At 61.7% G+C, this 21,734-nt stretch carries 19 protein-coding genes; 5 read left to right on the top strand and 14 right to left on the bottom strand.

Annotated features, from left to right (window positions below; genetic code table 11):
- Window positions 1-41: 41 nt before the first annotated feature.
- The 5 genes from ACE3OA_RS12330 to ACE3OA_RS12310 all read right to left on the bottom strand — a co-directional run bounded on the left by ACE3OA_RS12330 (window position 42) and on the right by ACE3OA_RS12310 (window position 6,878).
- Complete coding sequence (locus ACE3OA_RS12330; RefSeq protein ID WP_374311081.1) at window positions 42-710, bottom strand: substrate-binding periplasmic protein; 669 nt, start codon at window positions 708-710, stop codon at window positions 42-44.
- A gap of 310 nt (window positions 711-1,020) precedes the next feature.
- Entirely contained in the window at window positions 1,021-2,379 is a 1,359-nt protein-coding gene (locus tag ACE3OA_RS12325) for a S1C family serine protease (protein WP_374311080.1), read from the bottom strand.
- A gap of 106 nt (window positions 2,380-2,485) precedes the next feature.
- Window positions 2,486-4,381: a propionyl-CoA synthetase gene (locus ACE3OA_RS12320; protein ID WP_374311079.1), complete on the bottom strand. Its 1,896-nt coding sequence runs from the start codon at window positions 4,379-4,381 to the stop codon at window positions 2,486-2,488.
- A gap of 190 nt (window positions 4,382-4,571) precedes the next feature.
- Complete coding sequence (gene leuA / locus ACE3OA_RS12315; protein WP_374311078.1) at window positions 4,572-6,269, bottom strand: 2-isopropylmalate synthase; 1,698 nt, start codon at window positions 6,267-6,269, stop codon at window positions 4,572-4,574.
- Window positions 6,270-6,713: 444 nt separating this feature from the next.
- Window positions 6,714-6,878, bottom strand: a complete 165-nt coding sequence (locus ACE3OA_RS12310; protein WP_374311077.1) for a YdcH family protein — start codon at window positions 6,876-6,878, stop codon at window positions 6,714-6,716.
- 235 nt (window positions 6,879-7,113) lie between these two features.
- On the opposite strand from ACE3OA_RS12310, the gene ACE3OA_RS12305 reads away from it, so the two are divergent.
- Window positions 7,114-7,728 (top strand): UbiX family flavin prenyltransferase, encoded by a 615-nt coding sequence (locus ACE3OA_RS12305; RefSeq protein ID WP_374311076.1) that lies wholly within the window; start codon window positions 7,114-7,116, stop codon window positions 7,726-7,728.
- Between the two features lie 3 nt (window positions 7,729-7,731).
- On the opposite strand, the gene ACE3OA_RS12300 is transcribed toward ACE3OA_RS12305, so the two are convergent.
- Window positions 7,732-8,901, bottom strand: coding sequence for an MFS transporter (locus ACE3OA_RS12300; protein ID WP_374311075.1), 1,170 nt, complete (start codon window positions 8,899-8,901; stop codon window positions 7,732-7,734).
- Window positions 8,902-9,040: 139 nt separating this feature from the next.
- Between ACE3OA_RS12300 and ACE3OA_RS12295 the strand changes: the two genes are divergently transcribed.
- Window positions 9,041-9,541, top strand: a complete 501-nt coding sequence (locus tag ACE3OA_RS12295; RefSeq protein ID WP_374311074.1) for a hypothetical protein — start codon at window positions 9,041-9,043, stop codon at window positions 9,539-9,541.
- Window positions 9,542-9,603: 62 nt separating this feature from the next.
- Here the strand turns inward: ACE3OA_RS12295 and ACE3OA_RS12290 are convergent, their stop codons facing one another.
- Window positions 9,604-10,110, bottom strand: a complete 507-nt coding sequence (locus ACE3OA_RS12290) for a TIGR02444 family protein (RefSeq protein ID WP_374311073.1) — start codon at window positions 10,108-10,110, stop codon at window positions 9,604-9,606.
- The gene (locus tag ACE3OA_RS12285; protein WP_374311072.1) at window positions 10,100-11,191 is read right to left on the bottom strand and encodes an ATP-dependent 6-phosphofructokinase; all 1,092 of its coding nucleotides are present in this window, start codon (window positions 11,189-11,191) and stop codon (window positions 10,100-10,102) included. Before ACE3OA_RS12285 ends, ACE3OA_RS12290 begins: the two co-directional genes overlap by 11 nt.
- Window positions 11,192-11,282: 91 nt before the next feature.
- Here ACE3OA_RS12285 and ACE3OA_RS12280 point away from each other — a divergent pair, with 91 nt between their 5' ends.
- Genes ACE3OA_RS12280 through ACE3OA_RS12270 form a run of 3 tightly spaced genes read left to right on the top strand, consistent with a single transcriptional unit; the run spans window position 11,283 to window position 13,808 of the window.
- Window positions 11,283-12,191 (top strand): folate-binding protein YgfZ, encoded by a 909-nt coding sequence (locus ACE3OA_RS12280; protein ID WP_374311071.1) that lies wholly within the window; start codon window positions 11,283-11,285, stop codon window positions 12,189-12,191.
- A 56-nt stretch (window positions 12,192-12,247) separates the two neighbouring features.
- Complete coding sequence (locus ACE3OA_RS12275) at window positions 12,248-13,321, top strand: P1 family peptidase (RefSeq protein ID WP_374311070.1); 1,074 nt, start codon at window positions 12,248-12,250, stop codon at window positions 13,319-13,321.
- Window positions 13,305-13,808, top strand: a complete 504-nt coding sequence (locus tag ACE3OA_RS12270) for a cupin domain-containing protein (RefSeq protein ID WP_374311069.1) — start codon at window positions 13,305-13,307, stop codon at window positions 13,806-13,808. The genes ACE3OA_RS12275 and ACE3OA_RS12270 overlap by 17 nt, the downstream gene beginning before the upstream one ends.
- Here the strand turns inward: ACE3OA_RS12270 and ACE3OA_RS12265 are convergent.
- Genes ACE3OA_RS12265 through glyS form a run of 6 tightly spaced genes read right to left on the bottom strand, consistent with a single transcriptional unit; the run spans window position 13,805 to window position 21,731 of the window.
- Window positions 13,805-14,455, bottom strand: coding sequence for a lysophospholipid acyltransferase family protein (locus tag ACE3OA_RS12265; protein WP_374311068.1), 651 nt, complete (start codon window positions 14,453-14,455; stop codon window positions 13,805-13,807). The genes ACE3OA_RS12270 and ACE3OA_RS12265 overlap by 4 nt on opposite strands.
- Before the next feature lie 2 nt (window positions 14,456-14,457).
- On the bottom strand, window positions 14,458-15,381 hold the full coding sequence (locus ACE3OA_RS12260; protein WP_374311066.1) for a phosphatidate cytidylyltransferase: 924 nt from the start codon (window positions 15,379-15,381) through the stop codon (window positions 14,458-14,460).
- Complete coding sequence (locus tag ACE3OA_RS12255) at window positions 15,378-15,986, bottom strand: CDP-alcohol phosphatidyltransferase family protein (RefSeq protein WP_374311065.1); 609 nt, start codon at window positions 15,984-15,986, stop codon at window positions 15,378-15,380. Before ACE3OA_RS12255 ends, ACE3OA_RS12260 begins: the two co-directional genes overlap by 4 nt.
- A gap of 8 nt (window positions 15,987-15,994) precedes the next feature.
- Entirely contained in the window at window positions 15,995-16,918 is a 924-nt protein-coding gene (locus tag ACE3OA_RS12250; RefSeq protein WP_374311064.1) for an ArgK/MeaB family GTPase, read from the bottom strand.
- Between the two features lie 23 nt (window positions 16,919-16,941).
- Window positions 16,942-19,629, bottom strand: coding sequence for a pyruvate, phosphate dikinase (ppdK, locus tag ACE3OA_RS12245; RefSeq protein ID WP_374311063.1), 2,688 nt, complete (start codon window positions 19,627-19,629; stop codon window positions 16,942-16,944).
- 8 nt (window positions 19,630-19,637) lie between these two features.
- Window positions 19,638-21,731, bottom strand: a complete 2,094-nt coding sequence (gene glyS, locus ACE3OA_RS12240) for a glycine--tRNA ligase subunit beta (RefSeq protein WP_374311062.1) — start codon at window positions 21,729-21,731, stop codon at window positions 19,638-19,640.
- Between the last annotated feature and the right edge of the window lie 3 nt (window positions 21,732-21,734).

Below are 21,734 nucleotides of genomic sequence, written 5' to 3'. Positions count from 1 at the left end.
ATCTCCCCAGGAAATTCGAAATGTTGCCCGGTCTATCCGATTCAGTACTCGATCAGGGTCGCCATGGCGGCCTTCGAGATGCGGCGTTCGACCAGGCGATGCAACGTCTTGTCTAAGCGCATGGATTCGATCAGCCGCAGCCAATTGTCGACCTGTGGTGCCGTGAACTGCGTCCGCGCGAATGCGAAGCCAGAGGGCGTCGGCGGCGCCGGTGACGCGTTGATCATCGTGAAGTGCTGCTGTTCGTCAGCCGTAAGGTAGAAGAAGAAGTGCACCGAGGGCGCCAGAATCGCCTCAACACTGCCCATGCGCAATGCTGCAAAGAGTTGCTCATGCGTCTCGAATTCAACAATCCGATTGTCACCCAGAAGCATCTTCAAATTGTAGTCATAATAATTCCCATAGCGGAAACCCTTCACCAGACCGAGGCGCCACTTTGGTTTGGCGACCAATGCCGCCAGGGAAAAAGTCGTGCCGACTTCCTTGGTCGGCATCACCATCATATTTTTGAAGCCCAAGAAGGTCACGAAGCGGGCGATCCTGGCGCGCTCATGGGTCGAGATCGAACTTGTCGCCATGTCGATCTCGCCGGAGGTCATGGCCGGCCACAGATCCACACGCAGCAGATTCTTGATCTCGAAAAGGCAACCTGACCGGCGCGACATTTCCTGGAGGAGGTCTGCGTCGACACCAGCACCCGCGTGGTACATTGCGCCGAATTCCTCTACACCGACGCGTATTGGACGATTGCACCCGTATTTCAGGGCGGCGTCATCAGCTTGCGCAACGGGCAGCCCGCCCGAGACAATGAACAGTAGGACCAAATACAGCCGGGCAGTGGAATTCGACGATGCTTGCACGATCGAACCTTCCGCACGTCACAACAAATCGATGCCAAGTTGCGGGTTTTCGCGACGACCAAGCGCGATGATAGCACTAGAGCGATTGATGCGCCCTAGAGATGTTGCAACGTTCGATCCTGCCGGCTGAAAGCCGCTGCAAGATCGGCTGTGGGAGGGGTCATTGCACCTGCAGGCCGATGCGCTGCAAGGCATCGCCGATGGGGATGAAGAAGTTGATGCCGACCAGATGATCGGTGCCGTCGGTAAGACCTGACTGAGAGATGCCGATGACGTTGCCCTGACCGTCAAGCAAGGGGCCACCGCTGCTGCCGGGCTGAATGGTCGCATCGGCTTGGATCAGCGGTTGCCCGAACTCATTGTGCTGCAGCTGACTGACGATACCGCGCGTCACCGTGCCGGCCAGGCTTTCGTAGAGCGGCGAGCCTACCGCATAGACTTCTTCTGTCATTGCAACCGGTGAAAGCCGCAGCGGCAGCGGCGTGAAGACACCGTTCTCGATCTGCAGCAAGGCCACATCGCGCTTGCTGTCGCTGCGCAAGGTGGTGGCATAGATTTCGGTTCCGTTGACAAGGGTCAGCTTCAAGCGAGCCGCATCGCGTGCGACGTGGTGATTGGTCATCACGAGGTTCGGCGCGACGAAGAAGCCGGACCCCTGTCCGCTGCCGGTGGTGACGGTCACGACCGAGGCCTGGATGCGGGACATGTTGGCGCCGATCGGAGTCGAAAAGAGAGTTGTCGCCGGCAAGGCCAGCGTCGGCTGCGCCGGCACGTCACCCCATCCGCCGAGAGGCGCCGCCTTGGCCGCAACCTGCTGGCTCCTGTTCTTGTGCAGCAAAGCATCGTGAAACCGCGGGTCACCGGCAAGATTGCGAGCCGCCGCGCCAAAGGCACGCAAGACAAGAGCGATGTCCCCGTCTGGAATTCCTTCCTTGATCTCGGCAGAGCCTTCGGTCCTCGTTTCCAGAACCACCTTTTCTTCAAGTGGGGAGAATATCTGCCAGGTGACTGACACAGAGCCAAGCCCACTTTGCTGACCAAGTCGTATTGCGTCCCACGCAGTCACTTCATCGCAGATGTCGAGGCTGATCGAATCGATCCGGCCGCCAACCAGAAATTCCGGTTCACGCTGGCTGTCGCCATAGTTCGCAAACAACGCATCCGGCTCGCCTATCACATTGTAGTTGGCGTCGCGGAGTTCCCGATAGAATAGGTCCATCAATTCTTCATCGCGAACGCTGACCTTGCCTTGCGACCAATAAATCTGCTCGCCGACAACCCTCTGTGTGCAGCCTGTGTAGGGTCCACCGCCGCGGGCCGAGCCAATCAACTGCCCGCGTTCCAGATTAAAGACCACGCGGTCGAGTTGGATGGGCGCCAGATCCTCGCCCTGACCGGCAGCGCTCGCCCGCTGCGGCACCGGCGCCACATGAGTACCAGTGCAGGCAGTCGACGCCAGGATCAGAGCCAGGCACAAGCCCGGCAGCCGGCAGCTGCACCACAGATCGTCGATACCCATGAATTGTCCCCCCTCGGCTCACGCGATGACGCGCAATCCTTGGGGAACAAATAGCGTACTGTAAAGTGAAAAAATATCCTGACACTAACTTTTTACGCGATCAACTTCACTTATGCGCGTAGCCGACCTCTTTCAGGGCACCTTCGATCTCGCCCAGGATGGCCGGATCGTCGATCGTGGCCGGCATGTTATAGGCCTCGCCATCGGCGATCTTCTGCATGGTACCGCGCAGGATCTTGCCGGAGCGCGTCTTGGGCAGGCGGTTGACCACGGTGGCGGTCTTGAAGGCCGCCACCGGGCCGATCTTGTCGCGCACCAGCTTGACGGCCTCGGCCACCACCTTTTCATGTGGCTTGGTGATGCCGGATTTCAGTACCAGGAAGCCCAGCGGCAATTGCCCTTTCACCTCGTCGAAGACACCGATCACGGCGCATTCGGCGACGTCCGGATGGCTGGCCAGCACCTCCTCCATGCCGCCCGTCGACAGGCGGTGGCCGGCGACGTTGATGATGTCGTCGGTCCTGGCCATGATGTAGACATAGCCGTCATCGTCGATGAAGCCGGCATCCGAGGTCTCGTAATAGCCGGGGAAGTGGTCGAAATAGCTCTTGCGATAGCGCTCCGGCGCATTCCACAGCGTCGGGAAGGCGGAGGGCGGCAAGGGCAACTTGCAGACGATGTTGCCGATCTCACCGGGCTTGGCCGGATGCCCGTCATCGCCCAGCACGCGCACGTCCCAACCCGGCACCGCGCGGGTCGGCGAACCGTGCTTGATGGGCAGAAGCTCGATGCCCAGGCAATTGGCGGCAATGGCCCAGCCGGTTTCCGTCTGCCACCAATGATCGATCACCGGCACGCGGAGCTTCTCCTCCGCCCATTCCAAGGTTGCCGGATCGGATCGTTCGCCGGCCAGGAACAAGGCGCGTAGCGAGCTGATATCGTAGTTCCCGATCAACTTCCCGTCCGGGTCATCGCGCTTGATGGCGCGGAAGGCGGTCGGTGCGGTGAAGAGGGTCGCAACCTTATGCTGTTCGATGACACGCCAGAAAGCGCCGGCATCAGGCGTCCCCACTGGCTTGCCTTCAAAGAGGACCGTGGTGCATCCATAGAGCAGCGGCGCATAGACGATATAGGAATGGCCCACCACCCAACCCACGTCCGAGGCCGCCCAGAAGACCTCGCCCCGCTCCATGTTGTAGATATTGCGCATCGACCAGTTGAGCGCCACGGCATGGCCGCCATTGTCGCGCACGACGCCCTTGGGCGCGCCGGTCGTTCCGGACGTGTAGAGGATATAGAGCGGATCGGTGGCTGCTACCGGCACGCAATCATGCGGCTCGGCTGCGATGACATCCTTCCAGTCGAGGTCGCGGCCCGGCACCATTTCGGCACGGGCCCGGTCACGTTGCAGAATGATGCAATGCGCCGGTTTGTGCTTCGACAGGCTGATGGCTTCGTCGATCATCGGCTTGTAGGCGACGACGCGGTTGACCTCGATGCCGCAGGAAGCACCCACGATAAGCTTGGGCTGGCAATCGTCGATGCGGGTCGCCAGTTCCTTGGCGGCGAAGCCACCGAAGACCACGGAGTGAATAGCGCCCAGGCGCGCGCAAGCCAGCATCGCCACAAGGGCTTCGGGCACCATCGGCATGTAGATGATGACACGGTCGCCCTTTACGACGCCCCGCTTGGCCAAGCCGCCGGCAAAGCGGGCGACCTCGTCCAGCAGTTCACTATAAGAGATGTGCCGGACGGTGCCAGTGACGGGGCTGTCATAGATGATGGCATTCTGCGCGCCGTGGCCGGCGGCCACATGCCGGTCGAGACAATTGAATGCCGTGTTGAATTCGGCGCCGGAGAACCAGCGCGCTGCCGGCGGATTGCTGCCGTCGATCACATCGTCCCAGGTCTTGAACCAGTGAAGTTCACTCGCCGCATGCGCCCAGAAAACCTCCGGATGCTCAATCGATTGGCGATAGATGGCGTCGAACTTCCCTGACATGTCGGCATACCCTCCCCGAAATCCCGCGACCGCTTGGCGGCTCTGTCCTGGAGCCGCAGTATCGTCATAACCATGACATAGGCAAGGAATTAGCGTGCCCCTACTTAGGTCGCAATATTTTTGCGCCAAAAGATAAGGCCGCCCTCACGCATGAGGACGGCCCGCATATCTCAAGTCGATGAAAGCGCGATCAATTCGCAGCGGCACCCACCTTGCCGCTGGCCACGCGATTGGTGGCGCTGATGATCGCCTTCAGCGAGGCCGTGACAATGTTCGAGTCCTTGCCGACACCGAATACATTGCGGCCATCCGGCATCGCCATCTCGACATAGGCAACCGCATTGGCGTCATTGCCGCCACCCACTGAATGCTCCCGGTAATCGACCACCTTGAGGTCGATGCCGGAATGCTTTTTCAGCGCATCCATGAAGGCATCGATCGGCCCATTGCCGCGACCGGTGATGGTGATTTCCTTGCCCTTGTCGCGAATGCTGGCGCTCAGATTGCGCACCTCGCTCGCATGGCTGTCAGCAAGGGTCTGATGGCTCACAAAGGCGTATGGCTCGGCCAGGGAAAGGTATTCGTCATTGAACGACTGCCAGATCTGGCTCGCCGTGATCTCCTTGCCGGTCTTGTCAGCCACGTCCTGTACCACCTGGCTGAACTCGACCTGCAGCCGCCGCGGCAGCGAGAGGCCGTAATCCGTTTCGAGCACATAGGCGACGCCGCCCTTGCCCGACTGGCTGTTGATGCGGATGACCGCTTCGTAAGAACGGCCGACATCGGCCGGATCGATCGGCAGATAGGGCACGGCCCACTGGCCGCTGTTCGACTGCTTCATGGCCGAGAAGCCTTTCTTGATCGCATCCTGATGCGATCCGGAAAAGGCTGTGAAGACCAGATCGCCGGCATAGGGGTGGCGCGGATGCACCGGCAGCTGGTTGCAGTATTCTGCCGTGCGCACCAATTCATTGATGTCCGAAAAATCGACCTGCGGATCCACCCCTTGCGTGAAGAGGTTGAGGCCCAATGTCACCAGGTCGACATTGCCGGTGCGCTCGCCATTGCCGAAGAGCGTGCCTTCGATCCGGTCGGCGCCGGCCAGGACACCGAGTTCGGCCGCGGCAACGCCGGTGCCGCGGTCATTGTGCGGATGGAGAGAGATGATCGCCGCCTCGCGGTTCTTCATCTTGCGGCAGAAATACTCGATCTGATCGGCATAGATGTTGGGCGTCGACATCTCGACGGTGGCCGGCAGATTGATGATGCAAGGCTTCTGCTTGGTCGGCTGCCAGACATCCATCACCGCCTCGCACACCTCGATCGCATAATCGATCTCGGTGCCGGTGAAGCTTTCCGGGCTGTACTGGAAGACGAATTCCGTATTGCCCTTCTGCTGCTTGGCCAGATCGCGCACCAGGGTCGCACCGTGGACGGCGATATCCTTGATGCCCTTCATGTCCTGATTGAACACGACCCGGCGCTGCAGGGTCGAGGTCGAGTTGTAGACGTGCACGATGGCGCGGCGGGCGCCCACCAGCGCCTCATAGGTGCGGGTGATGAGGTGGTCACGGGCCTGGGTCAGCACCTGGATGGTGACGTCGTCCGGGATATGGCCGCCTTCGATGAGTTCGCGGCAGAAATCAAAATCTGTCTGGCTGGCCGAGGGGAAACCGACCTCGATTTCCTTGTAGCCCATCTTCACCAGGGTGCGGAACATCCTGAGCTTGCGCTCCGGCCCCATCGGTTCGACCAGGGCCTGGTTACCGTCGCGCAGATCGACCGAACACCAGATCGGCGCCTGGGTGATGGTCTTTCCCGGCCATTGTCGGTCAGGCAAGGGAATGGGCTGGAAGGGACGGTATTTGCTGCTGGGATCGATACGCATGGCACTTTCCTCGAAGGAATTTCATCTGCTGGGTTCATGGGTTGAGCGACTTTGCGCCGCCGCCGGGATCCCCCTGGAGACAAGTCCGGGTGGGGGATGTCGCTGTCAGCTCCGACGGCGGCGGCTAAGCGAGGTCGTGCCCAAAGGCTGGCCCAGACACTCTAACATATTGGCGGTTATGACGATTTTAAGGATCATCGGCAATCCCTGACGATAACGAAGCTTCTGGCGGGGGTGGGCCAAACGGCCACGCGGCCGGCGCGATTCAGCACGCCGGGGCGGTAAGTCGAAGCGTAAGCGCCAGAATTTGCGTCAGGATGCTCATGGGGTGACCTTACCCAGCCGGTCGCCGGCAGGTCAAGGCCGAAACAAAAGACCGCCGGACGGCCCTTTCCGGGCTATCGACGGCGGTCTGTTTTGTTCGAAAATCCGCTGGAGAGGCGCTCAGTGCACCTTCTCGAGGCTGGTCAGTTCGTCCTTAATGCGGAGTTTCAATTTCTTCAGCGCGTGGATGGTGGCTTCGTCAGGGTGTGGGCGCCGTTCCTCGTCGGCGATCTTGGCGTCCAAATCGGCGTGCTTTGACTTAAGCGAGTCCAAATGCGCAGTCATTGCCATACCCTTTCTCCCATCTGTTTTAGGATCATCAGATCAGAATTACGGTTGCTTGCCGTCGCGCTTTGCTGGTTCTTTATCTCCCTCGTTGGACCGGTTGGAATCCTAGCGCCATTCCGCTCTTCAAGTAAATGAGAGAGAGGGCTTGGCGCTTCAAGATGTCACGGTAAAATCGCCATATGATTAAGCTTGGCTGACCCAATCGGCCGGACAATATGTATTGTATAATGGAATGAATAAGAATCCTCGCGATACCGAGCAGCCGCACCCGCCCTCCCGACTCATAATTGGCATTTCGGGGGCGTCTGGCGTCCTATATGGGATCAGACTCCTTGAACTGCTCAAGGGGTCGATGATCGAAACGCATCTGGTCATGTCCCGCACGGCAGAACTCACCCTGGCCTATGAGACCGACCGCAAGGTGGCCGCCGTGAAGGCCCTCGCCGATCACTGCCATAACAACGAAGATCTGGCGGCCCCTATCTCCTCCGGCTCGTTCCTGACACTCGGCATGGTCGTGGCGCCCTGTTCGGCCAAGTCGCTGGCGGAGATCGCGAGCGGTGTCACGCCGACCCTGATCGCCCGCGCTGCCGATGTCGTGCTGAAGGAGCGCCGTCGCCTGGTCCTGATGCTGCGCGAAACACCGCTCCATCTCGGACATATCCGCAACATGGCGGCGGTGACGGAAATGGGCGGCATCATCGCGCCGCCGGTCCCCGCCATGTACGCCCAGCCGCAATCGATCGAGGAGATGGTCGATCAGAGCCTGGGGCGCGTGCTCGATCTCTTCGGCCTGCATCTCGACCATGTCACGCGCTGGGACAAGGACGCCAAGCGGCGCAAATGAGCGCTAAAACTCCGCACGCCGCAGTGCCACGAGCAGCGTGAAGCTGACGGCAACGATCAGCGCCACCAGCATGAGCCCGTGCGGGTTCATCAAATCCATCGCCGAACCGGCAATCGGGGGCGCCACGATATTGGCGAAAGTGTAGGCCATGACGAAGGCCGCATTGACGACCGCGAGCGTTCCGCCGGAATAGCGGCGTCCCATGGCAACAAGTGCCACGGCATAGGCACCCCAGACACAGCCGCCCCACACGAACGCGACGCCGCCCAGGAGAACGGGATGGGCTGCCAATCCACCCCATAACAGCAAGGGCCCCAACATGCACAGACCGCCGCATAGCAGCATGATCGGATAAGGCCCGTAACGGTCGGCGAGCCAGCCGATCGGAAACTGCAGTAGGACATTGCCGGCGATGAAAACACTGAGCAGCGTCAAAGCAAAAGATTCACCCAGACCGACGCGTTCTCCCCAGATGGCGAGGAAGTTGAAGAACGACGCGTCGAGCGCACCGGAGATAAGGGCTGCTGACATCAGCGCCGGCAGCGACCGGATGACGCCGAATACATGCGTACCGTCATTGTGTTCCAGCAGGGGCGCCAGGCGACGCAGCGGAACGATGATCAAGAGAGACAGGAATTGGAGCCCGATGAACCAGGGCAAGGGCGACGTTCCAAGCTCGACGGCCCATTTCAGCGTTTCGGGACCTGTGGCAAAGCCAGCCGCCATGACGGCCGCATAGAGTGCCACCGAACGACCGCGGTTGCGGTCGCTAGAGGCGACATTGATCCATGTCTCCGTCACCACCCAGGGCACGCTGCCGGCGAGGCCACTGATAAAACGCAAGGTGATCCATCCGACAAGCGAGTTCCACTCGGCCAAAGGCAGCATGGTCGCCAGCGAAATGACGCCACACCAGATCATTGCATTTCCGCTGCCGAAGCGCCTGACGATGTGCTGGGTAAAAGGGGCCATGATCAGGACTCCGACAGGTTGCGCGGCGGAAACCACGCCAATCCAGAAGCCCGAAATGCCGCGGCCATCCATATCGGTCGCCATCCAGGGAACGAGGCCACCGAAGGAGATGCCGAAGGCGAAAATGCTCGCATAGAGGCCCAGCAGCGCCATGAAGCGCTGTTGCTCAACCTTTCCCCGCATTGCCTCGTCGTCGATCATCGTCATCCTCTTACGCCGCCGTACAATAGACAGGACCACGCATTTCCAGAAGACGGATTCGTTAACCAAATTGACATCGGCACGGCTCTTGCTTGTTTGCCGTCAATACCTGCCACAGCGGCAAGAAAGGCCCAGCGCCATGTCGATTAATCTGATCAGCGCCGTCAGCAACGGCGCAAAACTTGTCACCGATGCGGAAAAAGATGCCCAGCAGAAGGCCGCGGAAGCCAACGCCAACAGCGCCTTTGCCAGCCTCCTGTCGCAGACCGGCGCAACCTCCGACGTAAGCATGGTGAGCGGTCGGCCGGGCAATGTGGTCATACCCGCCATCCTGATCGACGCCGGCGCCGAAGATGCTGCTCCCGGCGCCATGGGCGAGTTCGATGAGACCTATAAGATCAAGGATGTGACCGACACCTTCCTCGATTTCGCCCGCAAGTCCCCGGCCGAGCAGATGCGCGCCATGGTCCTTGCCGAACTCGGCCTGACGGAAGAATCCCTCCAGGGCCTCGATGCCGACGCCCGCGCCGAGATCGAGGAAAAGATCCGGACTCGCATCGTAGCCAAGGTGCGACAAGGTATCGAAGAGGGATCCGGGGTTAAGGTCAGTGCCGCGAGCCCAGGACTGGCGCCCATCTGACCCTTGCTTTACGGCGCTGATTTTCTGAAGACTCTTGGCTGCCCGCGATGAAACCGTAGGGCTCAGAGAGCGGCGAGAACAGCCTCCAAATCAGCGCGATCTTGCGCGTCAGGCTCCGCCACGAGCCGCGCCAAATAGAGTTCCAGACCGATTGCTGCAAGACCGCGCGCAGGTTCTGTGCTGAGGCCGTCCATATGCTCGGCCAAGGCGCCAACGATCTTCTGCTGCGAAACGCGTTCAGCCTCCAATTCGACCGACAGCAATCCGTGCTTGATCGATTGGCGGTCATTGGCGGCAACATCCGGGAATTCCGTGCCGAGCCGTCGCCTCACGGCGCGCAAGGGCCGCAGGATTGCATCGGACCAGGGGCCCGTTGCAGCGAGCCCGGCCTCGATCGCGGCATCGTTCGCTGTGTAACCGCTCCGCGCCAGCCAGCAGATTGCGAGGATGAGGTTGACGTCGGCGCCGCGCCGGTCCTGCAAGGACAGGCACGCGCTTGCGACCGCCTCCCGGCAATAAAGTGCCAGGCTGAATTCCCAGAAATCGTCGGCATTCAATCTAATCGCCAAAGCTGATCCCCAAGCCACGCGCCGTCTTCACCAGAGTCCCCTGCGGGTCGACGGTGGCGGCTCCCTTGATGGCGTCCAGGATTGGCACGTCAATCACCTGCCGCGCGTTCCAGGCGACCATGCGGTCGTACTTGCCGGCGGCGATAAGATCGACCGCATGCACGCCGAAGGCTGAGCCCAGCACGCGGTCCTTAGGCTCAGGGGTGCCGCCGCGCTGTACATGACCAAGCACGGTCACGCGCGTTTCCGCGCCACTGCGCTTCGCGAGTTCCGCCCCGATATAGTGACCGATACCGCCATAGGTATGCATCGCCTTGGCACCGCCGCCATGGACCGCGGTAATGGCCTCGCCGCTTTCCGTCTTCACGGCCTCAGCCACCACGACCAGAGCGAAATTGCGCCCACTTTTGCGCAGGTCGGCGAGCTTGGCTTCGATCGCCGCGAATTTGTAGGGAATTTCGGGAATGAGGATCACGTCGGCACCGCCGGCAATGCCGGCAGAAAGCGCTATGTGTCCGGCATCGCGGCCCATCACTTCCAGCACCATGACTCGGCTGTGGCTGGCGGCGGTCGGCTGCAGGTGGTCGAGGGCGGCGGTGGCGGTCTGCACCGCCGTCTCGAAGCCGATCGACATCTCGGTGGCGCCCAGATCGTTGTCGATCGTCTTGGGGATCGCCACCAGATTGATGCCGCCCTGAAGCGCCAGGCGCCGCAGAATGGCAATCGAACCGTCGCCGCCGATGCCGATCAGGGCATCAAGTTGCAATTGACGGACGCCTTCGATCACCTCTTCGGAGCGATCGACATGGCTGCCATCTTCCTGTGGAAAGGCGAAGGGATCGCCTTTGTTGGTGGTACCCAGAATCGTGCCGCCCTGGCGCAGCATGTCGGAGCCCAGCACCCGGTCGTCGAGCGCCGTCGCCTCGACGGGACGTGCCAGCAAGCCGGCCGTGCCGTTATGGATGCCGACCACCTCCCAGCCGAAATGGCCGCGCGCATGCGCGTAGACGGCGCGAATGACCGCATTCAACCCCGCGCAGTCGCCCCCACTGGTCAGAATGCCGACGCGTTTTATCGCCATCTGCCGTCATCCCCCATCGATCAATCCCCTTGCCTTTTGCCCGCGCTGTTCCAACTATTAGCACAGAAACTGGAAAGCACTGCATAGCCACATGATAGATAAGGCTTTTTTCGAACTCAATCCAGCCCGCAGCGTGATTGCCGTCAGCGGCGAGGACCGCCAGGAATTCCTGCAAGGATTGATCAGCAACGACACCACCCGTATCGGCGAAAGCCGGGCGATTTTCGCTGCCTTGCTGACCCCGCAGGGCAAGTTCGCCTATGACCTGCTGCTGGTCGGGGCGGATGGGCGCTATCTGATCGATGCCGAGCAGGCGCGCCGCGCGGAGCTTCTGAAGCGCCTGAAGATGTTCAAGCTGCGCTCGAAGGTAACGCTCGACGACCTCGATGCCGATTTCATCGTGGTCAATCTATTCGGCGCGGAATCGCTCGCGCGCCTCGGCCTTGCCGCCGAGCCCGGTGCCGCAAAAGAGTTGGGCGGCGGCGCGGTCTTCGCCGATCCGCGCCTTCCTGATCTCGGCGCCCGCGCATTCCTGCCCCGCGCAAGCCATGCGCAGACACTGGCTGAGCTAGGTTTCAGCGAAGCCCCGATGGGCACTTTCAGGAAGCTGCGCTATGAGCTCGGCGTACCGGAAGGCAGCCAAGACCTCATCCCCGACAAATCCATCCTGCTCGAATCCGGTTTTGACGAGCTTCACGGCGTCGACTGGCAGAAGGGCTGCTATATGGGTCAGGAGCTGACGGCCCGCACGAAATATCGCGGCCTGGTCAGGAAGCGGCTATTGCCGGTCGCAATCGAGGGCGTCGATCCCGCCCACGGCACAGCGATCCTCCTCGATGGTAAGGAAATCGGCGAAATCCGCCACGCCGAAGCGGGCTTCGGTCTTGCCCTCATCCGACTGGAACATCTCGAGGCGATTTCCGGCAAGATGATCGAGGCAGATGGCGCGCGCGTCACCATTTCGGTACCTGCCTGGGTGAAATTGCCGGAGATGGCTTGAGCCGTCACCTAAACCTCGCCTAATCTCCACCCCAACAATAAACCGGGGGAAAGATCATGGCGAAGGCGCGGTTGCGGGATTTGGGCATTACTCTGGGGCAGATGCGACCTGGTCCGTTGAATGCCATAACCGATGTCGCGGGTGTGCGCGTCGGCTTTTCGACCATCATCCGCGATGAACCGCATGTCGTGCGCTCGGGCGTCACGGCGATCTGGCCGGCCGATGACATCTATACCGATTTCATGTTCGCCGGGATCCATTCCTTCAACGGCAATGGCGAGATGACGGGTAGTCATTGGCTCAACGAACAGGGCCTGCTTGCTGCACCCATGACCATTACCAACACCCATGCAACCGGCGTCGCGCGCGATGCGATCTGCGTGCATGCTGCGCGCAAAGGAATCGATCAGGCCTGGCACTTGCCCGTCGCCGCCGAAACCTGGGATGGCTGGCTGTCGGACGCCGAAACCTTCCCCATCACGCTCGATATGGCGATCGAAGCATTGGATTCAGCCAAGGGCGGTGCCGTGCCGGAAGGCAATATCGGTGGCGGCACGGGCATGATCACCCATGAATTCAAGGGCGGCACCGGCACCGCTTCGCGCCGCCTCTCGGTCGAGGATGGCGGCTGGACCGTGGGCGCCCTGGTGCAGTCGAATTACGGACGGCGGTCGCTGCTGCGTTGCGGCCATGCCCCGGTAGGGCTGGAACTCGATACCGAGACCGTCCCTTCGGCCCATGCCGAGCGCAAGACCGAGCAAGGCTCGATCATCGTCATCCTGGCGACCGATGCGCCATTGCTGCCCATCCAATGCCAGCGCCTCGCCCGCCGTGCCACCACGGGCCTTGCCTGGGTTGGGGGCATCGGCTCCAATGGCTCCGGCGACATTTTTCTCGCCTTCTCCACCGGCAACCGCGTGCCGTTGAAGTCGAAGATGGCGGATGTACGCATGCTGGGCATGGAGGAATGCACCGCCCTCTTCCAGGCCGCGGCCGAGGCGACCGAGGAAGCGATCTGGAACGCGCTTTGCGCGGCCGAGACGATGACCGGCTATATGGGGCGCACCGCCCATGCGATACCCCATGACCTTCTGAAACAGGCCGTCGCCCGCTATGCCCGCCGCGACTGATGCGCTGATCGCCGCCCTCGGCCTTGCGGCACATCCCGAGGGCGGATTCTACCGCGAAACCTACCGCGCAATAGAGGCCATCCCCAATGACGGTCTGCCGGCGCGTTTTCACGGGGAGCGAAGCCACGCCACGGCAATCTATTATCTGCTGCGGGCCGGCGAGCGCTCGAAGCTGCACCGGATCAAGTCGGATGAGGTCTGGCACTTCTATGACGGCGATCCGCTCACCATCATTGCGATCACTAGCCAGGGCCAGTTGATCGAGACGACCTTGGGCCGTGATTTTGCGGCCGGCCACATGCCGCAACATGTGGTGCCGGCAGGCCAATGGTTTGGCGCTCTGCCCGCCAAGGGCAGTGCCTTCACGCTGGCCGGTTGCACCGTGGCACCCGGTTTCGACTTTGCCGATTTCGAGTTGGCGACGCGGGCGGCAATGCTCGCCGACTATCCACAGCATCGTGCCTGGATCGAGCGTCTGACGGACTAGTCGGTGTCGTCGTCAAAAACAGGCGGCAGATGGGCGCCGAGGGCGCGCACAGCTTGTTCCATCTCCTGCGTGTAGGCAGCGCGGTTGCCGTTCCAGGAAACAGGCGTGCCGACGACAGCATCGACCACCACCGGCACCAGCACGATCTCCCCACGCGGCAGGGCCTTGCCGGCGCCCTGCAGGAAGACAGGAACCACCGGTACATCGGGGTAGCGTTCCTTCAATCGCGCAACGCCGCCCTTGAACTTCCCCATAACCTCCGCCGACCCGCGCGAGCCCTCCGGAAAGACGATGAGGATCTCGCCCCGGTCGAGGGCTGCGGCACTCTCGGCCAATGGATCCTCGCCACGCGCGGCATTGCCGCGCTCCAATGGCAGGATGTTGAGAATGTGCAGGCTGAACCAGGCGAGATACCTGTTCTTGAGGAAGTAATCCGCCGCCGCCACCGGGCGCACGCTGTCAATCTGCCCAAGCGGCATCAGCGACAGCAGCACCAGCGTATCCAGATGACTGTTGTGATTGGCGATGACGATAGCGGGGCCATGCTTCGGCAGATTCTCGCGCCCACGTACGGTCAACCCCAGCATCATGAAGGCAACCGGCCGCAGCACGAGCATGGCAAACAGGCGGCGCAGCCAACGCGACATCGTCAGTAATAGAGAAAGTAGACGATGTGGAAGAAGAGCGGCGCGGTGAAGGTCAGACTGTCGACCCGGTCGAGAATGCCGCCATGACCCGGCAATAGGCTGCCGCTGTCCTTGAGCTTCAGGTCACGCTTCACCGCCGAAATGGTGACGTCACCGGCAAAGCCAGCCAAGGCCAGCACGAAGCCGATGCCACCGGCCTCATACCAGGCGAGCGGCGTCAGGAAAGGTGCTGCCAGGGCCGCGATGACAGTCGTGATGACGACACCGCCGACCAATCCCTCGACGGTCTTGTTGGGGCTCACCTTGGGTACAACCTTGTGCTTGCCCAGCAGCTTGCCGCTGCAATATTGCCCGACATCATTGATCTCGGTGAGCAGCAGGAGATAGAGCAGCAAACCGTCACCGCCGGCGACCGGGTTGTTGGCAGCTGGCAGCGCCAGCAGGAAAGCCGCGTGGCTCAACGAGAAGACCGCGATCATCAGGCCCCAATGCACCGTGCCGGCGGCCTTGATGAAGCCTTGCGTTTCACCGGCCAGCACCATGCGCAAAGGAAGAGCCAGGAAGATGTAGACGGGGATGAAGATGATGAACATCCCATACCAGCCGATCGACACCCAGTAATATTGCAGCGGGATCGAGAGATAGGCCCAAAGCAGCACGCGGTGATCGGCACGGCGCGTCGGGATCAGCGTCACGAATTCCTTGAAGGCCAGGAAACTGATGAGGCCAAAAAGTGCAATCGGCACCCAGGATGGCAGGGCGATCGACAGGCCCAGCAAAGCGATGATCACCCACCAGGTGCGGGTGCGCAGCCACAATTCATGCTTCTTCTTGCGCTGCGGCCACGCAACCGCCGTGGCGACAAGCAGCAGGACGAAGATTGCCGCCAACGCATAGGCGACATTGATGGTCATGTCGAAGATCATTTGGGTGTCTCGGCAAGTGCGTGGCGGGCTCGGTTGACCAGGGTGACAATGCCCAGCAGGGCGACGATGATCATTTCCCAATCGATCCAGGAGCCGAGCGGAACGCCGAAGCCAATCATCAGTCCGAGCAGGCCGAGGGCCGCCGCGCGGTCGCTCTTGCCCATCGGCCCATCATAGCGACGGCTTCCACCGATCACCTGGCCCAGCACTCCGGTAAGCTCGCCCACGATCGCGATGACGACCGCCATCACGACCCAGAAGCCGGTGACACCCGGCAGCAATGCAACCGGCAGGCAGAGGGCCGTATCCGAGACGACATCGCCAACCTCATTGAGGATGGCGCCTAAGCGCGATTTCATCGCGAATTCACGCGCCAGGATGCCATCGATGGCATTTGCGGCCATGCGCAGGAACAGAAAGACCGGCAGGATCAACCACAGGCTCAGGCATTCCGGCCACAGCGCCAGGATGACACCCACCAGGATGGAGCCAAGCATGGCGGCCAGCGTTACCGCATTGGCCGTGACCCCGGCTGCAGCGAGGCGCGCGGCGATGGGTCGGAGGAGTGCCACGAAACGCGGCTTGAGATCGTAAATGGATGCCATGGGCGCCACTATAGCCGGCGCGCATACTCCGCCAAGGCCAGAAACGGAGATTCGCCTGTGCGCGCCGTCACGGGGACCGCATTTAGGCGCTTCACGCCCTCCCGCCCCCAGCGCTCCTTGATGGCGGCCTCGATCCAGGCGGCGGCCTGGGTGGCGCGCTTGGCCTGTCCCCGCCCTTCTTCCTTGAGCCAGGAGCCGTGCGCGGCTACCGCCTCGGTCAGGGCGTCGATTCCCTCCGCCGCGTTGGCCGAAACGATCAGCACCGGCACTGTCCAGGCGCTGCCGTCCTGGCGACCTTCATTGAGGCCAAGGGCCCCCTTCACATCGGCCCGCGCCCGCGTGGCCGCCCGGCCGAGATCGCCCTTGGTAACGACGACGATATCGGGAATTTCGACGATGCCGGCCTTCATAAACTGGAGCGAATCGCCCGAGCCCGGCTGCACGCAGAAGATGACCGTATCGGCGGCGAGCGCAATATCGGTCTCCGACTGGCCGACCCCCACCGTCTCGATGAGGACCACGTCATAGAGCGCCCGCATCAGGACCATGGCCGCGAAGGTAATCTCGGCAAGGCCACCCAGTTGATCCCTGGCCGCCATCGAGCGCACGAAAATGCCCTGATCATCCGGGTCAGTACGCAGTCGCGTGCGGTCGCCGAGCAGGGCACCGCCGGAGCGCTTTGAAGAGGGGTCGATGGCAATGACGGCGATCGTCCGCCCGCTCTGGCGATAGGCCGTGATGAGTGCGCCAGCTAGGGTCGATTTGCCGACGCCCGGCGGCCCGGTCAGGCCGATGACCTGTCCGACAGGCGCCAGGAAAGCGGCATCGAGCAGTCTGATGATGTCGGGGGCGTCCGCATGGGATTCGAGGCGGGCCAGCACACGAGCGAGCGCTGCCTTACCGCCCGAACGAAGGTCGGAGAGAGTGGTCAATTACCCTCTCCTCCCCATAAACCTCACCCCTCGCCTTTGCGGCCGGATTGGTCGCCGGTGAGTGCTGCCTGCGCTGCGGCCAGTTTGGCGATCGGTACGCGGTAGGGCGAGCAGGAGACATAGTCCAAGCCCACATCGGCGCAGAAGTGAATCGAGGCCGGGTCGCCGCCATGTTCGCCGCAGATGCCGAGCTTGATGTTCGGGCGCGTCTTGCGGCCGCGTTCAGCAGCAATCTTCACCAATTCGCCGACACCTTCGACATCGATGGTGATGAATGGATCGCGCTCGATGATGCCCTGGCGCTCATAGGATTGGATGAAACGCGCGGCATCGTCGCGGCTGAGGCCGTAAGTGGTCTGCGTCAGATCGTTAGTACCGAAGCTGAAGAAGGCCGCGTCCTTGGCGATCTGCCCCGCGAGGAGGGCGGCACGCGGCAACTCGATCATCGTGCCGACAGAATAGGGGATCGTGCTGCCACTCTTTTCCGCCACTTCCTTCGCCACGCGGTCGATGATCTCGCGCATCAAGGTCAGCTCCTTGGGGATGCCGACCAGCGGAATCATGATTTCCGGCTCGGCGGTATCGCCCTGCTTGGCCTTGACCTCGGCAGCCGCCTCGAAGATGGCGCGGGCCTGCATTTCGTAGATCTCGGGATAGGTGATCCCCAGGCGACAGCCGCGATGCCCGAGCATCGGGTTCGATTCTTGCAGCTGCGACGCGCGGTAGGCGACGAGGTCGACTGAGATGCCGGCTGCTGCAGCCACTTCCGCCATTTCCTCGCGGCTATGCGGCAGGAATTCGTGGAGCGGCGGATCGAGCAGGCGGATGGTGACCGGCAGGCCCTTCATGATCTGGAACAGCTCGACGAAATCCTGGCGTTGCATCGGCAGGATCTTCGCCAGGGCTTTCTTCCGGCCGGCCACGTCTTCGGCCATGATCATTTCGCGCATGGCAATGATGCGGTCGCCGTCAAAGAACATATGCTCGGTCCGGCAGAGACCGATGCCTTCGGCACCGAATTGGCGGGCCGTGCGCGCATCGAGCGGTGTTTCGGCATTGGTACGGATGCGGAGCTTGCGAAACTCGTCGGCCCAGCCCATCAGCGTCGCGAAATCGCCGGAAAGCACAGGTTCGATCGTCGGCACGGCACCCAGCATCACTTCGCCGGTCCCGCCATCGATGGTGATGAGGTCGCCCTCGGCAATCTTCTGCCCCCTTACCACCATGACCTTCTGGGCCGCATCGACACGGAGATCACCGGCACCGGATACGCAGGGGCGACCCATGCCGCGTGCGACCACGGCCGCATGGCTGGTCATGCCGCCGCGCGTGGTCAGAATGCCCACCGCGGCATGCATGCCGTGAATATCTTCCGGGCTGGTTTCGACGCGAACCAGGATGACCTTCTCGCCCTTCGACGCGCGGTCTTCCGCTTCGTCGGCGGTGAACACGACCTTGCCGCAGGCGGCACCCGGGCTTGCCGGCAGGCCCCGGCTGATCACGTCCTTCTTGGCCTTCGGGTCGAGGGTGGGGTGCAGCAACTGGTCGAGCGAGGCCGGCTCGATGCGCGCCACCGCGGTCTTCTTGTTGATGAGGCCCTCATTGCACATGTCGACGGCGATCTTGAGAGCGGCTTGCGCCGTACGCTTGCCGTTGCGAGTCTGCAGCATATAGAGCTTGCCCTGCTGCACCGTGAACTCGATGTCCTGCATGTCGGTGTAATGCCGCTCGAGCTGCTCGCGCACCTTCATGAGCTGACCGAACACTTCCGGCATGGTCTCTTCCATCGCCGGCAAAGTCGAATTGTTGGCTTTTTTGCCCTCGATGGTCAGATGCTGCGGCGTGCGGATACCCGCCACCACGTCCTCACCCTGGGCATTGATCAGATATTCGCCATAGAATTCCTTGGCACCCGTCGACGGGTTGCGCGTAAAGGCAACGCCCGTGGCGCAATCCTCACCCATATTGCCGAACACCATGGCCTGGACGTTGACGGCCGTGCCCCAATCCTCAGGGATGCTGTTGATCTTGCGGTAGGTGACTGCGCGCGGGATGTTCCAGCTGCCGAACACGGCACCGATGGCGCCCCACAATTGTTCCTTCGGATCCTGCGGGAAAGGCTTGCCCAGCTCTTCCTCGACCTTCGCCTTGTAATCGGCGATGACCTTCTGCCAGTCCTCGGCCGTCAATTCCGTATCGAGGTTGGCGCCCTTGTCCTGCTTATGGAAATCGAGGATGTCCTCGAAATTGTGATGCTCGACGCCGAGCACGACGTTGCCGAACATCTGGATGAAGCGGCGATAGGAATCATAGGCAAAGCGCGCGTCGCCGGACTTGGCGGCTAGGCCCTTCACCGTCTCGTCATTCAAACCCAGATTGAGCACCGTATCCATCATGCCCGGCATGGACACGCGAGCACCGGAGCGCACCGACACCAGCAACGGTGCCTTGGGATCGCCGAATTTGAGGCCGACGATTTTCTCGATATGGGCGACGCCCGCCTCGACCTGGGCCGTCAGTTCGGCCGGATATTTATGCCCATTGGCATAATAGTGGGTGCAGACTTCAGTGGTGGCGGTAAAGCCCGGCGGCACCGGCAAGCCCAGGGACGACATCTCAGCGAGATTGGCGCCCTTCCCGCCCAGCAGATTGCGCATATCGGCCCGGCCTTCAGCCGAGCCGCCACCGAAATGATAAACCCACTTCGCCATGGCCTTGCTCACCCTTCGATCTTGGAAAAATCCGCCACCAGATTGAACGTGTCGCGGATCGAATTCAGCAACCGCAAGCGATTGCCACGTAAGTCTTTCTCATCGGCGTTGACCGTTACCTTGTCGAAGAAGGCATCGACCGGCGCCCGCAATACCGCCAGCGCACGCATGGCGGTACCGAAATCTTCCCTGGCAACGGAGTCCGCCACCTGCTGATGCGCAACGCCCAGCGCCTTGTGCAGCGCCTTTTCCTCATCGAGTTGCAGCCAGGCGGTATCAGGCGCAGCGGAATGCGCGGCGCCATCCTTCTTTTCCTCAATGCGCAGGATATTGGTAGCGCGCTTGTAGCCCGCCAACAGATTGGCGCCCTCAGCACTGTCGACCAGCGATCTCAGGGCATCAACCCGCGCCAGCAGGCGCGTGAGGTCGTCTTCAGTGCCCAGCGCGAAGACCGCGCTGATGAGATCGTGACGCGCGCCCTGCTCTTTCAATGCCACCTTCAGACGGTCGGCGAAGAATTCCATCAAATCATCCGCGGCGGCGAGAAGGTCGTTGGCCGAGCCGGCAACTACCGTTCCATATGCGTGAAACGACGATGCGAGCACATCACGCAACCCAAGCCGCAACTTGTTCTCAAGGATCAGGCGAATGACGCCCAAGGCGGCACGGCGCAGCGCGAACGGATCCTTTGAACCCGTCGGCTTCTCGTCGATGGCGAAGAAGCCGGCCAGGGTATCGATCTTATCCGCCAGGGCCACCGCGATGCTCACCGGCGCACTCGGGCAGGTGTCGTTCGGCCCCAGCGGCTTGTAATGATCGGCAATCGCATCGGCAACTTCACCCGACAGATTTTCATGGCGCGCGTAGTAACGCCCCATGATGCCCTGAAGTTCCGGAAATTCGCCGACCATGCCGGAAACGAGGTCCGATTTGGCAAGCGCGGCCGCCTGGTTGGCAAGACCGGCATCGCAACCGGGGATGAACTTGGCGAGATCCCGCGCCAACGCTTTCACCCGGCTGACCTTTTGCCCGACCGTGCCCAGCTTGGCGTGATAAGTGATGGTGTCGAGCTGCGGCGTGCGTTCGGCCAAGGTCACCTTCAGATCCTGGTCCCAGAAGAACTTCGCATCCGACAGGCGCGCGCGCAGAACGCGCTCATTGCCGTGTATGATCGCTTTGCCGCCGTCACTTGCTTCGATATTGGCGGTGACCAGGAAACGCGGCGCCAACTTGCCGTTCTTGTCCAGCAGCGCGAAATATTTCTGATTGACGCGCATTGAGGTGGTCAGCACCTCATGTGGCACCGACATGAACTCGTCATCGATCTTGCCCATGAGGACGGTCGGCCATTCGACAAGACCAGTCACTTCGTCGAGAAGCCCCTCATCTGGCTTCACGGCGAGGCCTTCCTTGGCAGCGACGGCATCCGCCTGTGCCTTGATGCTGGCACGGCGCTCGGCCTGATCGAGGATGACTTTGGCGGCCTTCAGCTTCGCCTTGTAGTCGGCGAAGTTCGTGACCGTGATTTCACCCGATGACAGGAAGCGGTGGCCTTTGGTCTTGTCGCCAAAAGCAACTTCACCACCGCCGAGGTCGAACACCCCCGACAGCGGCTTGCCATCGAGCAGGGCCACAATGCCATGCAGCGGCCGTACCCAACGCTGCGTATTGGCAGCCCAGCGCATGGATTTCGGCCAGGACAGATCGCCCATGGCGGCGAGGATGATTTCCGGCAGAATCGCTGCCGTCGCGACACCTTTCTTTTCGACGACAGCGAAATAGAACTCGCCCTTGCCCGTGTCGCGTTTTTCGCATTGGTCGAGCGAGGCAAGGCCGGCGGATTTCAGGAACCCGTCAACCGCCTGTTGCGGCGAGCCCACGCGCGGGCCCTTCTTTTCTTCCTTCACATCCGGCTGAGCGAGCGGCAAGCCGTCGACCACCAGTGCTAGGCGGCGCGGTGTCACGAAGGATTTCGCAGACGTGAAGGTGAGGCCGGCGACCTTCAGCTTGTCGGTAACGAGGCGCTGCAGATCTTCCGCTGCGCGCGCCTGCATGCGCGCCGGGATTTCTTCGGAGAAGAGTTCGAGGAGGAGTTCGGCCATGAC

Source organism: Dongia sp., assembly GCF_041906375.1.
In the GTDB taxonomy this organism is placed as follows: Bacteria; Pseudomonadota; Alphaproteobacteria; order Dongiales; family Dongiaceae; genus Dongia.
The sequence above is the reverse complement of the archived record's forward strand: the minus strand, read 5'-3'. Positions and strand labels throughout refer to the sequence as shown.

Bases quoted from the DNA above. Each gene is read 5' to 3' on its own strand.
- ACE3OA_RS12330 (WP_374311081.1), bottom strand. From the start codon at position 710: ATGTACCACGCGGGTGCTGGTGTCGACGCAGACCTCCTCCAGGAAATG.
- ACE3OA_RS12325 (WP_374311080.1), bottom strand. From the start codon at position 2,379: ATGGGTATCGACGATCTGTGGTGCAGCTGCCGGCTGCCGGGCTTGTGC.
- ACE3OA_RS12320 (WP_374311079.1), bottom strand. From the start codon at position 4,381: ATGTCAGGGAAGTTCGACGCCATCTATCGCCAATCGATTGAGCATCCG.
- leuA (WP_374311078.1), bottom strand. From the start codon at position 6,269: ATGCGTATCGATCCCAGCAGCAAATACCGTCCCTTCCAGCCCATTCCC.
- ACE3OA_RS12310 (WP_374311077.1), bottom strand. From the start codon at position 6,878: ATGACTGCGCATTTGGACTCGCTTAAGTCAAAGCACGCCGATTTGGAC.
- ACE3OA_RS12305 (WP_374311076.1), top strand. From the start codon at position 7,114: ATGAATAAGAATCCTCGCGATACCGAGCAGCCGCACCCGCCCTCCCGA.
- ACE3OA_RS12300 (WP_374311075.1), bottom strand. From the start codon at position 8,901: ATGATCGACGACGAGGCAATGCGGGGAAAGGTTGAGCAACAGCGCTTC.
- ACE3OA_RS12295 (WP_374311074.1), top strand. From the start codon at position 9,041: ATGTCGATTAATCTGATCAGCGCCGTCAGCAACGGCGCAAAACTTGTC.
- ACE3OA_RS12285 (WP_374311072.1), bottom strand. From the start codon at position 11,191: ATGGCGATAAAACGCGTCGGCATTCTGACCAGTGGGGGCGACTGCGCG.
- ACE3OA_RS12280 (WP_374311071.1), top strand. From the start codon at position 11,283: ATGATAGATAAGGCTTTTTTCGAACTCAATCCAGCCCGCAGCGTGATT.
- ACE3OA_RS12275 (WP_374311070.1), top strand. From the start codon at position 12,248: ATGGCGAAGGCGCGGTTGCGGGATTTGGGCATTACTCTGGGGCAGATG.
- ACE3OA_RS12270 (WP_374311069.1), top strand. From the start codon at position 13,305: ATGCCCGCCGCGACTGATGCGCTGATCGCCGCCCTCGGCCTTGCGGCA.
- ACE3OA_RS12265 (WP_374311068.1), bottom strand. From the start codon at position 14,455: ATGTCGCGTTGGCTGCGCCGCCTGTTTGCCATGCTCGTGCTGCGGCCG.
- ACE3OA_RS12260 (WP_374311066.1), bottom strand. From the start codon at position 15,381: ATGATCTTCGACATGACCATCAATGTCGCCTATGCGTTGGCGGCAATC.
- ACE3OA_RS12255 (WP_374311065.1), bottom strand. From the start codon at position 15,986: ATGGCATCCATTTACGATCTCAAGCCGCGTTTCGTGGCACTCCTCCGA.
- ppdK (WP_374311063.1), bottom strand. From the start codon at position 19,629: ATGGCGAAGTGGGTTTATCATTTCGGTGGCGGCTCGGCTGAAGGCCGG.
- glyS (WP_374311062.1), bottom strand. From the start codon at position 21,731: ATGGCCGAACTCCTCCTCGAACTCTTCTCCGAAGAAATCCCGGCGCGC.